This window comes from Neptuniibacter sp. QD48_11 (assembly GCF_047778095.1).
GTDB lineage: Bacteria > Pseudomonadota > Gammaproteobacteria > Pseudomonadales > Balneatricaceae > Neptuniibacter.
In genome coordinates this window covers 394,528-410,638 of sequence record NZ_CP180551.1, presented here as the reverse complement: position 1 = coordinate 410,638, position 16,111 = coordinate 394,528, and the positions used below count along the sequence as shown (strand labels likewise).

Annotated in this window: 11 protein-coding genes, 2 tRNA genes and 3 rRNA genes; 2 read left to right on the top strand and 14 right to left on the bottom strand. The window is 45.4% G+C overall.

What is annotated here, in order from left to right; genetic code table 11:
* Window positions 1-86 precede the first annotated feature (86 nt).
* Window positions 87-2,057 carry a methyl-accepting chemotaxis protein gene (locus tag ACMXYU_RS01875; RefSeq protein WP_415899947.1) on the top strand — a complete coding sequence of 657 codons (1,971 nt, stop codon included), beginning with the start codon at window positions 87-89 and terminating at the stop codon, window positions 2,055-2,057.
* Between the two features lie 46 nt (window positions 2,058-2,103).
* Here ACMXYU_RS01875 and ACMXYU_RS01870 read toward each other — a convergent pair whose 3' ends face one another.
* The 11 genes from ACMXYU_RS01870 to ACMXYU_RS01820 all read right to left on the bottom strand — a co-directional run bounded on the left by ACMXYU_RS01870 (window position 2,104) and on the right by ACMXYU_RS01820 (window position 12,833).
* Window positions 2,104-2,907 carry a substrate-binding periplasmic protein gene (locus ACMXYU_RS01870; protein ID WP_415899945.1) on the bottom strand — a complete coding sequence of 268 codons (804 nt, stop codon included), beginning with the start codon at window positions 2,905-2,907 and terminating at the stop codon, window positions 2,104-2,106.
* A 334-nt stretch (window positions 2,908-3,241) separates the two neighbouring features.
* Window positions 3,242-3,357, bottom strand: a 5S ribosomal RNA gene (gene rrf, locus ACMXYU_RS01865).
* A 142-nt stretch (window positions 3,358-3,499) separates the two neighbouring features.
* Window positions 3,500-6,381, bottom strand: a 23S ribosomal RNA gene (locus ACMXYU_RS01860).
* A 216-nt stretch (window positions 6,382-6,597) separates the two neighbouring features.
* Window positions 6,598-6,673: transfer RNA gene (locus ACMXYU_RS01855), tRNA-Ala, on the bottom strand.
* Between the two features lie 23 nt (window positions 6,674-6,696).
* Window positions 6,697-6,773 (bottom strand) — tRNA-Ile (locus ACMXYU_RS01850).
* A 68-nt stretch (window positions 6,774-6,841) separates the two neighbouring features.
* A 16S ribosomal RNA gene (locus ACMXYU_RS01845) occupies window positions 6,842-8,381 on the bottom strand.
* The 16S, 23S and 5S rRNA genes sit together here with 2 tRNA genes alongside, the layout of an rRNA operon.
* A 623-nt stretch (window positions 8,382-9,004) precedes the next feature.
* Complete coding sequence (locus ACMXYU_RS01840) at window positions 9,005-9,610, bottom strand: Yip1 family protein (RefSeq protein WP_415883295.1); 606 nt, start codon at window positions 9,608-9,610, stop codon at window positions 9,005-9,007.
* 134 nt (window positions 9,611-9,744) lie between these two features.
* Window positions 9,745-10,638 carry a heme o synthase gene (gene cyoE, locus ACMXYU_RS01835; protein ID WP_415899944.1) on the bottom strand — a complete coding sequence of 298 codons (894 nt, stop codon included), beginning with the start codon at window positions 10,636-10,638 and terminating at the stop codon, window positions 9,745-9,747.
* Window positions 10,631-11,632 (bottom strand): COX15/CtaA family protein, encoded by a 1,002-nt coding sequence (locus ACMXYU_RS01830; protein WP_415899943.1) that lies wholly within the window; start codon window positions 11,630-11,632, stop codon window positions 10,631-10,633. Before ACMXYU_RS01830 ends, cyoE begins: the two co-directional genes overlap by 8 nt.
* 15 nt (window positions 11,633-11,647) lie before the next feature.
* Entirely contained in the window at window positions 11,648-12,118 is a 471-nt protein-coding gene (locus ACMXYU_RS01825; RefSeq protein WP_415899942.1) for a hypothetical protein, read from the bottom strand.
* A complete protein-coding gene (locus ACMXYU_RS01820) occupies window positions 12,105-12,833 on the bottom strand; it encodes an SURF1 family protein (RefSeq protein ID WP_415899941.1) in 729 nt (242 codons plus the stop codon). Before ACMXYU_RS01820 ends, ACMXYU_RS01825 begins: the two co-directional genes overlap by 14 nt.
* Window positions 12,834-12,870: 37 nt before the next feature.
* On the opposite strand from ACMXYU_RS01820, the gene ACMXYU_RS01815 reads away from it, so the two are divergent.
* Window positions 12,871-13,074: a twin transmembrane helix small protein gene (locus ACMXYU_RS01815; RefSeq protein ID WP_415899940.1), complete on the top strand. Its 204-nt coding sequence runs from the start codon at window positions 12,871-12,873 to the stop codon at window positions 13,072-13,074.
* 4 nt (window positions 13,075-13,078) lie between these two features.
* On the opposite strand, the gene ACMXYU_RS01810 is transcribed toward ACMXYU_RS01815, so the two are convergent.
* Genes ACMXYU_RS01810 through ctaD form a run of 3 tightly spaced genes read right to left on the bottom strand, consistent with a single transcriptional unit; the run spans window position 13,079 to window position 16,110 of the window.
* Window positions 13,079-13,963: a cytochrome c oxidase subunit 3 gene (locus tag ACMXYU_RS01810; protein WP_415893232.1), complete on the bottom strand. Its 885-nt coding sequence runs from the start codon at window positions 13,961-13,963 to the stop codon at window positions 13,079-13,081.
* Window positions 13,960-14,517: a cytochrome c oxidase assembly protein gene (locus ACMXYU_RS01805; protein ID WP_415899939.1), complete on the bottom strand. Its 558-nt coding sequence runs from the start codon at window positions 14,515-14,517 to the stop codon at window positions 13,960-13,962. Before ACMXYU_RS01805 ends, ACMXYU_RS01810 begins: the two co-directional genes overlap by 4 nt.
* 21 nt (window positions 14,518-14,538) lie before the next feature.
* Entirely contained in the window at window positions 14,539-16,110 is a 1,572-nt protein-coding gene (gene ctaD / locus ACMXYU_RS01800; protein WP_415899938.1) for a cytochrome c oxidase subunit I, read from the bottom strand.
* Window position 16,111: the final 1 nt, after the last annotated feature.

Genomic DNA, 16,111 nt, shown 5'->3' with positions numbered 1-16,111 from the left:
TCACATTATTGAAGTAAAAAGCACTGCAAGAAACTGTATCAAACACCGCTCTCATAAACATAAGGCCTCTTATGAAGATTTCGACTATGAAGATTTCGACAATTACACGCATTGCGAGCATAACATTAGCCCTAATCGTAATTTTATTGGCTGCCGCTATTTTTTGGTCCTTAGAACGCCTAGATTCCGCCTTCAAAATGAAAGACAACTATCATGGCTACATTAATGAAATCTACATAAAGCTAGAACAGCCTGTCTCAAAGTATTTGATGACAGGGGATGCAACTTTACTGACGACAATAGAAAAGAATCTTGAAGTGCTTTCAGAAAGTACACAAAGAAACTTACCAGAAGAGATACAAGCTGGCGTTCTAGGTCAATTAAAGAACATAAAGGACAAAACTCTCACTGAAATGCGCGCTGCAGGCAAACTTGCACAACCAGAAGTACTACTCATACACAATGAAAGAGAATTAAACGACGCCATACAATCCGTCAAAGAATATGCAGACAAAGTAAGCTACGACCAAAACCCTATCAAGAATAGCTATGTAGATTTACTATTTAGCCTGCAAAAAAACACTGTTCTACTCAGCCATAGCCGCCAAAGCTACTTTGAAAATAACAAAAGCGAGAGCCTACAACAGATTCAATTTATCCTTTCTGAACTTAAGAAAGACGCAGAAGCAATTAACAAGCTTGAACGACTCGGCATATTCAAAGAAGCAGAAGACGAAGATGGCCTCTCCTCTTTGCTAGGCCTTGCAACCGAAATGGCGAGCGATAACGACAAAGAAGAGATTGGTGATGAACCTATAGCAAACATCAAAGATCTTGTTAATCGCTACCCAAAAGAACTTCAAAATGCGAAAAAGTTCAGTCAACAAAAAACTGAATCAAGCTCTGCTGCACAGAAAAATGTGGCTAATTTAGAACACTCAGTGGCAAGCATCTCAAGCAATATCGCAGATAGATATGAGGACATTCAGTTTTCGGTATATCTAATCATGACAATTTGCACCGTTCTGATTATTGCAACTGGCATATCCATGAACATATTACTTCGTAAATTAGGCAGCATCCTGATCGCAACAACGGAGTATATAGATCAACTGTCACATGGAAAATTTAGCAGCAACATTCAAATAGACTCAAGACTAACCGAAGCCGAAACGCTCAATAGCGCTATAGACAGACTGCAATGCTTCTTCAAAGAATTCCTTATGGATATCCAGCAGGAAACAAACAATTTAAGACAACTCCAAAACAGCGCAATAACAGAAGCAACACAGCTAGAAAACACAATACAACAGCAACAAGCAGCCACTGAAAATGCTGTAGTACAAATTACACAGCTAAACAGCTCATTTACTGAAGTAGCAACAAGAGCAACACAGAGTAGCTCAGCAACACTAGAAGCCTCGCAACTGGCAAATAAAGGTTATGAACAAATTAAAGCTACGGGTGATCATATAGATAAGTTAAACAATGAAATTGCAGCAACATCAGAATCACTGAACGCGTTACAAGAAGATTCTATTGCCATACAAAATGTACTCGGTGTAATCCAAGGCTTCGCAGAACAAACCAACTTATTGGCCTTAAACGCAGCAATCGAAGCAGCTCGAGCAGGGGAAACAGGTCGCGGGTTTGCTGTAGTAGCAGATGAGGTGAGAAACCTTGCAGCAAACACCGCAAAATCGGCAGATGAAATTCAAAGAATCACAACCCGTTTAAATCAAACGACCGAGCAAACTGTTGAGAAGATGGGGATCCAACAAAGAGCTGCAACCGACACTGTAAATCTTGCAAAAGACGCTCAAGAAGCAATTAAAATCATTAGAAACTCAATCAGTGAAATTAACGATATGAGTGTTTTAATAGCATCGTCAACAGAAGAGCAAACCTCTGTAACCTCAGAAATAGCAGATACAATTGAGACAACCAATACATTAAGCCAACACACAAAATCTGCAGCTGAAACAAATAAACAACAAGCAGAGCAGCTATCATTTGCGAGCGAACAATTAACCGCAGTAATTTCAAAACTACATTAACAAATAAAAAGCCCGGCTAATGCCGGGCTTTTTACAATTAACCACACTACTTTGCAGAAAACTCATTCCAGTTTTTAAGACTTACTGTTAAAGCATTAGCCATAAAACCATCTATCTCCATATCCCTTATTGCTTTAGCTAACATCCCTCTTAAAGCACCTGTGTTGCATTTAGATTTATGTGAAACAGTAAGATACAAACCCTCACTACTAATAGCTGGGTCTAGCACTTCAAGATCTGATTTATAGCCAAGCAAGTCAGCATAAGCCAATCCTGGGTTCTGCTCATACAACGCGTAGTCAGCTCTTGACCGTTTAATCATCAGGAACGCCTGTTTAAGAGACGCAACATACTGCAAATTCAAATTAGCCTTGGCGTACTCATCAAACTCTTGACCAAAACTATTGTTTATTACAGTTACACCCGACCTTCCAATAAGGTCTTCTCGCTTATCGTATACAAGACCAGACCCTTTACGCCGCCAAACAACACTCTTTGTATTGAGGAAAGCTGGATAAACATAATCCATATACTGGTTTCGAGGGATCGTATAAAAAGCCCCAGCCATCAAATCAATCCTGCCGGAACGAAGCATATCCTGCGCTCTGGCCCATGAACCGACATCCTGAAGTTGAATCTCAACACCCAAGCGCTTACCTAGCTCATCCATAATCAAACGATTCGCACCTAACAGATCGGTACTGCCATCATCAGCACGCCAAAGATACGGTGGGTATTCTGAATTCCCTGTCGCCGTTAAAACCTTACACTCTTCTGCTTGCAAAGAAGCAGAGATAACAGCCATTAATGACATAAAACAACAATTAAAATAGAACTTAACGCTCTTCATTACCAACACCTTTCGCCTCTATAAGACCGAATCCTCAGAAGCAGTATAGATACAAGGATGATTAAGCAGCAAGTTTCTTAGCTTCGATGGATGCAAAGGACAGCGAAGGACAGCGAAGGACAGCGAAGGACAGCGAAGGACAGCGAAGGACAGCGAAGGACAGCTGTTCAGTTTAGTATTAGGATTAATTAAGACAACTCACCCTTACGGACTTATCTGCTTTTACTTGTTTTTATCCGCTCCAAGCAGCGCCTATCCGCTCTTAACCGTATTTTATTGCCCACAACGAAAAAACCCCGATCACAGCGTGACCGGGGTTTTCTCTTAATTAAATGCTTGGCGATGACCTACTCTCACATGGGGAAGCCCCACACTACCATCGGCGATGTTGCGTTTCACGTCTGAGTTCGGGATGGATTCAGGTGGTTCCACAACTCTATGGTCGCCAAGCAAAACTGTTACAACTTAGATCTGATTCTTCTTTTATTTGATCTAGATAGTTTATCGACTGTAGCTTAACTACGCGCTAATTCGTTACTCTCTATCGTCTTACATATCTTACAAGTCACTTACCAAACGCCTTGGGCGTTATATGGTCAAGCCTCACGGGCAATTAGTATTGGTTAGCTCAACGCCTCACAGCGCTTCCACACCCAACCTATCAACGTCGTAGTCTTCAACGGCCCTTTAGGGGAATCAAGTTCCCAGTGAGATCTCATCTTGAAGGAGGCTTCCCGCTTAGATGCTTTCAGCGGTTATCCCGTCCGAACGTAGCTACCCGGCAATGCAATTGGCATCACAACCGGTACACCAGAGGTTCGTTCACTCCGGTCCTCTCGTACTAGGAGCAACTCTTCTCAAATCTCAAACGCCCACGGCAGATAGGGACCGAACTGTCTCACGACGTTCTAAACCCAGCTCGCGTACCACTTTAAATGGCGAACAGCCATACCCTTGGGACCGGCTTCAGCCCCAGGATGTGATGAGCCGACATCGAGGTGCCAAACACCGCCGTCGATGTGAACTCTTGGGCGGTATCAGCCTGTTATCCCCGGAGTACCTTTTATCCGTTGAGCGATGGCCCTTCCATACAGAACCACCGGATCACTAGAACCTACTTTCGTACCTGCTCGACGTGTCTGTCTCGCAGTCAAGCACCCTTCTACTCTTGCGCTCATTGCATGATTTCCGACCATGCTGAGGGTACCTTCGTGCTCCTCCGTTACTCTTTGGGAGGAGACCGCCCCAGTCAAACTACCCACCACACAATGTCCCCGATCCCGCTTAGGGAACTGGGTTAGAACCTCAACATTACCAGGCTGGTATTTCAAAGGTGGCTCCACCTGAACTGGCGTCCAAGTTTCAAAGCCTCCCAGCTATTCTACACAAGTAATGTCAAAGTCCACTGTGAAGCTGTAGTAAAGGTTCACGGGGTCTTTCCGTCTAGCCGCGGGTAAACTGCATCTTAACAGCTATTTCAATTTCACTGAGTCTCGGGTGGAGACAGTGTGGCCATCGTTACGCCATTCGTGCAGGTCGGAACTTACCCGACAAGGAATTTCGCTACCTTAGGACCGTTATAGTTACGGCCGCCGTTTACCGGGGCTTCGATCAAGAGCTTCGCATACGCTAACCCCATCAATTAACCTTCCGGCACCGGGCAGGCGTCACACCCTATACGTCCTCTTTCGAGTTTGCAGAGTGCTATGTTTTTAATAAACAGTCGCAGCCACCTGGTATCTTCGACCGCCAACAGCTTAGAGAGCAAGTCTCATCACCGTCAGCGGCGCACCTTCTCCCGAAGTTACGGTGCCATTTTGCCTAGTTCCTTCACCCGAGTTTTCTCATACGCCTTAGTATTCTCTACCTGACCACCTGTGTCGGTTTAGGGTACGGTTAGTCATAACCTGAAGCTTAGAGGATTTTCCTGGAAGCATGGCATCAACTACTTCAGTCCATAAAGGACCTCGTCATCGGTTCTCGGTCTTAAGGACCCGGATTTGCCTAAGTCCTCAACCTACTACCTTAAACGCGGACAACCAACGCCGCGCTAGCCTAGCCTTCTCCGTCCCCCCATCGCAGTTATGAGCAGTACAGGAATATTAACCTGTTTCCCATCGGATACGCTCTTCAGCCTCTCCTTAGGGGCCGACTCACCCTACCTCGAATAGCGTTGGATAGGAACCCTTGGTCTTCCGGCGGGGAGGGTTTTCACCTCCCTTATCGTTACTCATGTCAGCATTCGCACTTCTGATACCTCCACGGTGCCTTACAGCTTCCGCTTCAACAGCTTACAGAACGCTCCTCTACCATGCACAAAGTGCATCCGTAGCTTCGGTGTTATGCTTAGCCCCGTTATATCTTCCGCGCGGGCCGACTCGACTAGTGAGCTATTACGCTTTCTTTAAAGGGTGGCTGCTTCTAAGCCAACCTCCTAGCTGTCTAAGCCTTCCCACATCGTTTCCCACTTAGCATAAACTTTGGGACCTTAGCTGACGGTCTGGGTTGTTTCCCTTTCCACGACGGACGTTAGCACCCGCCGTGTGTCTCCCGTGATTGAACTCATGGGTATTCGGAGTTTGCATCGGGTTGGTAAGTCGGGATGACCCCTAGCCGAAACAGTGCTCTACCCCCATGGTTAGACACGAGGCACTACCTAAATAGTTTTCGAGGAGAACCAGCTATCTCCGAGTTTGATTAGCCTTTCACTCCTATCCACAAGTCATCCGCTGGCTTTTCAACGACAGTCGGTTCGGTCCTCCAATGCATGTTACTGCATCTTCAACCTGCCCATGGATAGATCACTCGGTTTCGGGTCTACTCCTAGCGACTGGACGCCCTATTAAGACTCGGTTTCCCTACGGCTCCGCAAATGCTTAACCTTGCCACTAAAAGTAAGTCGCTGACCCATTATACAAAAGGTACGCAGTCACCGTCCGAAAACGGCTCCCACTGCTTGTACGTACACGGTTTCAGGGTCTATTTCACTCCCCTCACAGGGGTTCTTTTCGCCTTTCCCTCACGGTACTGGTTCACTATCGGTCAGTCAGGAGTATTTAGCCTTGGAGGATGGTCCCCCCATATTCAGACAGCGTTTCACGTGTGCCGTCCTACTCGATTTCACTTTAAAAGACCTTTCACATACGGGGCTATCACCCACTATGGCCACACTTTCCAGAGTGTTCTGTTAAATCTAATAAAGCTTAAGGGCTGGTCCCCGTTCGCTCGCCGCTACTTAGGGAATCTCGGTTGATTTCTTTTCCTCTGGGTACTTAGATGTTTCAGTTCCCCAGGTTCGCCTCTAATAACCTATGTATTCAGTTAAAAGATACCTATAAATAGGTGGGTTTCCCCATTCGGAAATGTCCGGATCAAAGGTTGTTTACCACCTCCCCGAACCTTATCGCAGGTTACAACGTCCTTCATCGCCTCTGACTGCCAAGGCATCCACCGTGCACGCTTAGTCACTTGACCATATAACCCGAAGGCGTCTGGAATCACAGTAACTTGTATTGCTAGTAACGATAGATTTCGCCGAATTGGCGCATGCAGTAAAACTACATGTCTTAAATCTAAATCAAATGAATCAAATCCAAATTGTTAAAGAGCGTTTAAAGCAAAAAAGCTTTAAAAGATAATGTCTTAACCGACAATATGTTTTAAAACTCTTCCTTCTCATCCTTAGGATGATGGTGGAGCTATGCGGGATCGAACCGCAGACCTCCTGCGTGCAAAGCAGGCGCTCTCCCAGCTGAGCTATAGCCCCAAAGAAAACAGTAAGGCTATTATTGGTAGGCCTGAGTGGACTTGAACCACCGACCTCACCCTTATCAGGGGTGCGCTCTAACCAGCTGAGCTACAAGCCTACACCGTTGCTCTTAACTTCTCTGATCAGATAATTCGTGTGAACGCTTGCCGAGAATCGGCTTTCGTTTAAGGAGGTGATCCAGCCCCAGGTTCCCCTAGGGCTACCTTGTTACGACTTCACCCCAGTCATGAACCACACCGTGGTAACCGCCCTCCCGAAGGTTAAGCTAGCTACTTCTGGTGCAATCCACTCCCATGGTGTGACGGGCGGTGTGTACAAGGCCCGGGAACGTATTCACCGCGACATTCTGATTCGCGATTACTAGCGATTCCGACTTCATGGAGTCGAGTTGCAGACTCCAATCCGGACTACGACCGGTTTTCTGAGATTAGCTTACCCTCGCAGGTTCGCGGCCCTCTGTACCGGCCATTGTAGCACGTGTGTAGCCCAACTCGTAAGGGCCATGATGACTTGACGTCGTCCCCACCTTCCTCCGGTTTGTCACCGGCAGTCTCCTTAGAGTTCCCACCCGAAGTGCTGGCAAATAAGGACAAGGGTTGCGCTCGTTACGGGACTTAACCCAACATTTCACAACACGAGCTGACGACAGCCATGCAGCACCTGTCTCAGAGTTCCCGAAGGCACGAAACTATCTCTAGTAACTTCTCTGGATGTCAAGAGTTGGTAAGGTTCTTCGCGTTGCGTCGAATTAAACCACATGCTCCACCGCTTGTGCGGGCCCCCGTCAATTCATTTGAGTTTTAACCTTGCGGCCGTACTCCCCAGGCGGTCTACTTATCGCGTTAGCTGCGCCACTAAAAGATCAAGTCTCCCAACGGCTAGTAGACATCGTTTACGGCGTGGACTACCAGGGTATCTAATCCTGTTTGCTCCCCACGCTTTCGCACCTCAGTGTCAGTATCGGTCCAGGTAGTCGCCTTCGCCACTGGTGTTCCTTCCTATATCTACGCATTTCACCGCTACACAGGAAATTCCACTACCCTCTACCGTACTCTAGATTGGCAGTATCAGGTGCAGTTCCAAGGTTGAGCCCTGGGCTTTCACATCTGACTGACCAATCCACCTACGCGCGCTTTACGCCCAGTAATTCCGATTAACGCTCGCACCCTCCGTATTACCGCGGCTGCTGGCACGGAGTTAGCCGGTGCTTCTTCTGCAGTTAACGTCACAGCTAGCAGGTATTAACTACTAACCTTTCCTCACTGCTGAAAGTGCTTTACAACCCTAGGGCCTTCTTCACACACGCGGCATGGCTGCATCAGGCTTGCGCCCATTGTGCAATATTCCCCACTGCTGCCTCCCGTAGGAGTCTGGACCGTGTCTCAGTTCCAGTGTGGCTGATCATCCTCTCAGACCAGCTAGAGATCGTCGCCTTGGTGAGCCATTACCTCACCAACTAGCTAATCTCACGCAGGCTCATCCAATAGTGCAAGGTCCGAAGATCCCCTGCTTTCCCCCGTAGGGCGTATGCGGTATTAGACCAAATTTCTCTGGCTTATCCCCCGCTACTGGGTAGATTCCTACGCGTTACTCACCCGTCCGCCACTCGTCATCAACTAGCAAGCTAGTCATGTTACCGTTCGACTTGCATGTGTTAGGCCTGCCGCCAGCGTTCAATCTGAGCCATGATCAAACTCTTCAGTTTAAATCATTTGTGTTACCAGGAATGTGGTAACGGGCTCTAGTACTAAACAACCGGATAACATTCTTAAGAACGTTAAACCTTTGTAAATCGCTTTAAATGAATTCACTTGGTTGCTTGTCTAGAAAAAGTTTGCTTCTTCTCAACAAGCGCCCACACGAATTATCTGATCAAATTGTTAAAGAGCGTTGCTTTTTTGACTCTCCGCTGACTCAGCGTTTCGTCTCAAGCGAGGCGCATATTCTACTGTGCGCTCATTCAAAGTCAACCGTTTATTTTGCAATTTTGTAAAAAGCTTTTACTCAGCAACCGGACTTTGAATCCTGCTCCGTAAGAAATCTTAAAAACCAATGTTTTCAATCACTTACTAAGCACCTCACTCAGCTCTGCAGCCCCTTTAAAAGCGGCCTCCCTAAGCAAGGACGGCGAATTCTACAGACATCTGAAAAAGGGTCAACACCCAATCTTAAAAAAAGTGAAAAAAGTTGAAAAAAACTTACAAATCACTGGAAATAGATCAAGGACTAATCAGACATGGCTATTACTTATACAACAAACAAGAAAGGCGCTTACAATTTTGTTTAAGCGCCTTTCATTTCCGGACTTATTTATGACCTATAAAGGTATTACACCGGAATATAATTTAGCGGAATCACTGTGCCCCATAGAATAACAGAAGCAACGATAATACCCACTAGTGTACAGAGTCCCACTGTCAAGATAGAGGTCGAAAACAGAAAGGCTCTTTCTTCAGGTATTTTCATTATTACTGGCACACCTATATAGAGTAGGTAGACCGTGTAACAAATTGCGAATAAGCCAACTGTCACATTAAACCAGAGCAATGGATATAACGCAGATAAACCTGCTAAGAACATTGGAGTCGCTGTGTAAGTTGCTAGCGATAGGCAATCATCAAATGAAACATTGCCACCATAGTTCTTCTCCATCCAATGAATGGCCCATGTTATAAACCCAACTCCAACCCACATTGCAAAGTAAAATGCGATTGCAGCAGGCAAGGCGCTCATTGCATCTAGCTTCACATATTCAGAACCCGCAATGCTCCAACCTATTTGGGTTGTCCCGATGAACATTGAGATTGCTGGTATGGCAGCCAGAATACTTATTTGTTGCATATATATATGCGACGCGCTGTAGTGCTCTTTTCTTATTTGACCCCACTCCTCTTTTGGGTGGTACATTATTCCCATCATATGCTGAATAAACATGATGCATCCCCTCGTTTAATTTAGGTGCAGCACCAATCCATTAGCGCTACATCAATTAACTTCTTGCTTCATTACTGATTTTCTCTCCGTTTCCACAGGTTTCAGGAACTTTAAGTCTTAAACAATGCTGTTTTTCATATCATGTAGTGATCTACAAGCAATGCTACAAATAACAGCATGATGTAATTGATACTGTATTTAAAAAGTAACATGGGTGACTGACTTGGCTCTGTCCACAAGCAAGCAACCCTATATAAAAATCTAATATTTAGTGCTAAAACCAAAATTAGATAGATCGCTCCACTCATTCCCGTCATAACCGGGAATAACGTTGTTGCCACCATTAACAAGCTATATAGCAGGATCTGCAAACGGGTATACGAAACACCATGGGTAACTGGCAGCATTGGGATACCTGCTTTTGCATAATCTTCTTTACGAGCTATACACAGAGCCCAAAAGTGTGGAGGCGTCCAAGAAAAGATAATAAGTACAAGTAGCAATGCGTTAGGTTCTATAGAGCCTGTTATAGCAGTCCAGCCTAATAGAGGTGGAGCTGCACCGGCTATACCGCCGATTACAATATTCTGGGGTGTCGCTCTTTTCAGCCATACAGTATAGACCACCGCATAACCCATTAACGCAGCAACAGTTAACCATGCTGTCAGCGCATTGACCCAGAAGACCAAGATTGCAATTCCTGATACACCAAGCACAGCGGCGAATAGCAGTGCTTGTAGGGGACTTAACTTGCCTTGTGGTAAAGGCCGCCTTTTGGTCCGAGCCATTTTTTCATCGATTTTACGATCCATAATGTGATTTACTGCTGCTGCAGAGCCAGCTGCCATGCCAATTCCAACGAGGCCTAATAAGACGTTACTAATCGGTGGAATTTCCTGCACTGCTAGAAACATACCCACAGCAGCAGTCACCAGCATAACGACAACAACCTTAGGCTTACATAAAATCAGATAATCTCGCCAAGAAACTCCTTCTGTGCGAATGCTTACTAATTCTTGGTTATCCATGATTCACCTCTACAGTCCGTAGCCGCAGCTCATAAATTTTTAACAGAACCAACAATAATCCAACCGCCACTGCATGGTGCCCAATCGCCAACAGATTAGGCACTGCATAAATAGCGTTTAATCCACCCAGCAATATCTGGATCGATAACAAGGCTAACAACCCATATAGCCAACTTCGCATATATATCTGTCGATGTAATTTAACCACCAGCCAAGTACACAAAATTAAAACCACTAGCGCACCGATTCTATGCCCCTGCTGAATTGCTACACGTGCATCTAACGGCAGCAAGCCACCTTGGTAATTTGGCCCAATAGTTTCCGTAAGATTAAAACCTCTCGTAAAATCGCTGCTGGTATTCCCTCCCATGCTACAACTTAGCCAATGACCACAAGCTGGCCCTGCATAGTTTGAGCTGGTCCAACCACCCAACACTATCTGCAGTAACAAAGCAGCCAAAGCATACTTGATCCACTTACTGCATTTAGTCTTTTGCTTTTTCACTCCAGCCATCAATGTTTTCACTTTGCTTCTGAGGACATATACACTTGTTAACGTCAGCACTCCCCCTAACAGATGCAAAGTCACTACTGGCGGGTAAAGCTTTAATGTGACCGTCCACATTCCAAATACAGCCTGCACTGTCACTAACAAGAGCAAGCCATAACTTAAATAAACCGGATATGTTTGCACGCGCCTTAATCTATAGGCACAAAAAGCCAAAGCCGCTATGACTAGGCCTAAAGTTCCCGCTAAATAACGATGCCCCATCTCTAGCGCTGTTTTAGCAAGCTCTATAGGTGTATCGGGGTACATATCCTGTGCAGCCATCAAAGCGGTTTGATCAGTTGGCATCAACATATAGCCATAACACCCTGGCCAGTCAGGGCAGCTTAGTCCCGCATGGTTAATTCGAGTCCACGCTCCTAACAACACAACGCAGAGCGCAAGCACTAATGCCACATTACTCAACCGCCATATCAGCTTTAACATTAATTCCCCCGTGGCTTATCCAATCCGGGACATTTTCAACAGCTTGCGTAGATCTTTAAGAATCAGACTCGGCTCATCTGATAAGGTATATCGCAGCACCATATTGCCTAATGGGTCGACGACCCATATTGCCGTTCCTAACTTTCCAAACTCATTCCTATCTAGCGTGGTTGCACTCAGATCCACTTGTAACAGCTTGACCCGATCTTGCTCCTTACCTAATGCTGTGTGCAGATTGCTAAGCACCTTTGACCATTTCTCGCAACGCTCAACACAATCATCTTGCTTAGTTAATAACAGTTGCCACTTACGCTGTTTCAGCTCACTCCCAACCAAGCTCAGATCATTAATATGCTGATCAGAAAGCAGAGTACCTGAATGAACACGCTGCTCTGGAATCATCATCCCCGTAAAAAACATAAAAGAAGCCACCAGCATGGGTACTAAGCCAACCGCCCAAACAAGCCAAAAACTAAACCTGTTCATATATAGCCTCCTTTCTTATCTTTAGAGCGCTCCAAATCAATAAACACAACAACGCAAATGCCATAGCGAACCATTGAAATGCATAACCTAAATGTTTCTCTGGCTTCATATTCACTACTGGCCAATTTAGATCTAAACCTGAAACAAGCGGCTCTGTTAGCCTTATTTCCAACATATCAATACTTGTAACTAGCCGAGACGATATTTTTTCCACATCCAATTGCTGAATTACCTTAGGCCACCGATTCTCTGCTAGATCATCACTTGATAAAGCAAAACCTTTCTCAACCACCCTGACGCTGCCACTTATCGTTTGCTGAGCTTTAGGCACTTCAACTTCAGGTAAAACCCCGCGATCCTGCGAAGCTAACACCCAACCAAGATTCACCAATACATTTCGACCACTAGCCGCAGTAAATAGAGCAACGACCTCATAACCAGCACGCCCCTCTCGTACTCGATTATCTAAAAGAAAGTACCGTTCTCGATCGAACACTCCCTTCAAGATAACCGCTTTATAACTCCCTCTTATCATCTCTTGCTCCAACGGCAATTTCTGACTTGGTACTGCTTGTTGCCAGCTATCCAATAGCTCTTGCTTTTGTTCCGCTCTGTCCAACTGCCAAAGTCCCAGTCCGATCAATAATGGCAACAATACAATTCCAGATATCCACAACATCCACTTGAAGGCTGAACCACTCTGAACTTTACTCATAGTTACCTACACCAAGAACAGCAATCAGGTACTGCGCATGTCGTTAAAGTTACTTTTACTACTTCTGTTTATGGCCGTTCTCATCAGTTTATTTTCCGGCCTCTACTTCTTAGTAAGAGATCAAGCTCAATCTCATCGAACCGTTAACTCACTTTTCTTCAGGGTCACTTTTAGTGTCATGATCATCGCGGTACTTATTTATGGCTTCTATACCGGTGAGATTGTTCCTCACGGGCTTTAATCGACTACAAGATATAAACAAATAGAAACAAGCCGACCCATACCACATCAACAAAGTGCCAATACCAAGCCACCGCCTCAAAACCAAAATGCTTTTCTGAACTGAAATGCCCTTTGATTACCCGCAACCAAATAATGATCAACATCAGCGTGCCTAAAGTGACATGTAATCCATGAAAACCTGTAAGAATAAAAAAGGTTGCCCCGTATATACCGGCATTAAGCGTTAAGCCTAATTCGTTGTAAGCAAGTACATACTCATAAGCTTGAAAATATAGAAACACGCTGCCCAGCAAGACAGTCACAGCTAACCAAAACACCACCCTAGAGCGTTGATCCAACTTAAGTGCTTTATGTGCAAGGGTGACGGTAAAACTAGATGCGATCAGTAAAATGGTGTTAAAAAGTGGTATATGCCAAGGGTCTATCACCTCTTTAGGGCCCGGAAAAGCATTTTGATCTGGTGTCACCATCAAAGGCCACTGTGCCTCAAAGCCTTCCCACAGCATGTTAGAAACACCTTTATCACCTTCACCTCCCAGCCAAGGCACTGCTAACGTTCTTACATAAAATAAAGTGCCAAAGAATGCAGCAAAGAACATAACTTCAGAGAAGATAAACCAGCTCATTCCCCAGCGGAATGACCGATCCATTTGTGGGCTGTATAAGCCTTCACCACTTTCATGGATAACGTTGCTAAACCAGCCCAACAAAATAAGCCCCATTCCCAATGCACCTGCTAATAGAAGAATTAAACCGGCTCCACCAGCCTCTTCTGCGGTAAAGCTATTGATTAAGCTGCCTGCACCGTAAGCCATAAAGAACAAAGCGATCGATGCTAAAATAGGCCAACGACTTTGTTCTGGCACATAGTAAGTTTGAGTACTCATAGAGAGTTCCTCCTCGCAGACAAATTCACTTCCGCTTCTGGTGTAATATCAAATAGAGTGTATGAGAGTGTTACTGTTTTGATGTGCTTAGGAAGCTCAGGTGCGATAGAAACAACCAGCGGCATCGCCTTTAATTCTTTCGCATTTAGCGGCTGCCGTTCGAAACAGAAACAATTGATCTTTTGCACATAAGGCGCAGCTTCTGAAGGCGAAACCGAAGGGACTGCTTGCGCAATCATGAAGTTATCGGTCAGATTGCCCGCCTTATAGGCTGTTTGGTACATCTCCCCGGGCGACAAGATGATAGAAGTCTTTTCTGGTTTAAATCGCCAAGGCATAGATTCGTTGTTAATAGCCACCAGCTGCAATTTTACCTGTCGACTGTTATCCACAACCAAACTAGGTTCCGCAGCAACCAAATCCACTTTTCCATTTAGCCCCGTGATATCACAAAACACGTCATATAGAGGTACCAACGCGAAGCCAAACCCAAACATAATCAGGGTTCCACTTAACAGTGATAGCACTGTTTTCTTATGTCGTTGCTCTGTCATAACAACCTCTCAAAAGTGCTGTTATTTCACCTCTGGCGGTGTACTAAAGCTGTGATAAGGCGCAGGGGATGGTAGGGTCCACTCTAAACCGTGAGACCCTTCCCAAACTTCCGCACTGGCCTGCTTACCCTTACGAATACAGCTCACAATGTTATAAAGGAAAATTAGTTGCGATAGCCCGAAGATAAACGCACCTACTGAAGCCACCGCATTGAAATCGGCAAACTGAAGTGCATAGTCAGGTATACGACGTGGCATACCCGCTAAGCCGATAAAATGCATAGGGAAAAAGGTGATATTCACCCCGATAAAACTACACCAGAAATGCACTTTACCCATGGTTTCGTTGTAATAATTGCCGCACCACTTAGGTAACCAATAATACGCTCCAGCCATAATGGCAAAGACCGCACCAGGTACTAAGACATAGTGGAAATGGGCAACTACAAAGTACGTGTCGTGGTATTGAAAATCGACCGGTGCGATCGCCAACATCAAGCCTGAAAAACCGCCAATAGTGAAAAGCACCACAAATGCGAGTGCAAATAGCATCGGCGTTTCGAACGTCATTGAACCGCGAAACATCGTTGCGACCCAGTTAAAGACTTTTACCCCTGTAGGCACGGCAATCAGCATAGTTGTGAACATGAAGAACAATTCACCAGCCAAAGGTAGGCCGACTGTAAACATGTGATGCGCCCAAACGATGAAGGATAGAATAGCTATAGAAGCTGTGGCATAAACCATCGAGGTATAACCAAACAGCTTCTTCCTTGCGAAAGTCGGAATGATCTCACTGACAATACCGAAAGCAGGCAAGATCATGATGTATACCTCAGGGTGACCAAAGAACCAGAATACATGCTGGAATAACACTGGATCTCCACCCCCAGCAGCATCAAAAAAGCTGGTTCCGAAGTGAATATCCATCAACATCATTGTGACCACACCTGCCAATACCGGCATAACAGCAATCAATAAAAATGCCGTAATTAACCAAGTCCAAACGAAGAGTGGCAACTTCATCATGGTCATACCCGGCGCACGCATATTGAGTATGGTGGCAATAATATTAATAGCCCCCATAATCGAGCTAATCCCCATCATATGTACCGCAAAGATAAAGAAGGTCACGCTCGGCGGTGCATAGGTAGTTGATAACGGCGCATAGAATGTCCAACCAAAATTTGGCGCCCCCCCATCCATAAATAGAGTAGATAGCATCATCGCGAACGCGAAAGGTAAAGTCCAAAAGCTCCAGTTATTCATTCTTGGCAGCGCCATATCTGGAGCACCAACCATAATGGGGATCATCCAGTTGGCTAAGCCGACAAACGCTGGCATAACCGCACCAAAAACCATGATCAGACCATGCATGGTGGTCATCTGATTAAAGAAGTCAGGCTGAATGAGCTGTAAACCCGGCTGAAATAGCTCAGCTCGAATTAGCAATGCCATACATCCGCCAGTAAGGAACATTAAGAAGCTAAACCAGAGATAGAGAGTTCCAATATCTTTATGATTGGTTGTGAATAACCAACGCCCTATACCGGTAGCTGGACCATGATGATGAGAAGCTGCAACCGTATCCATG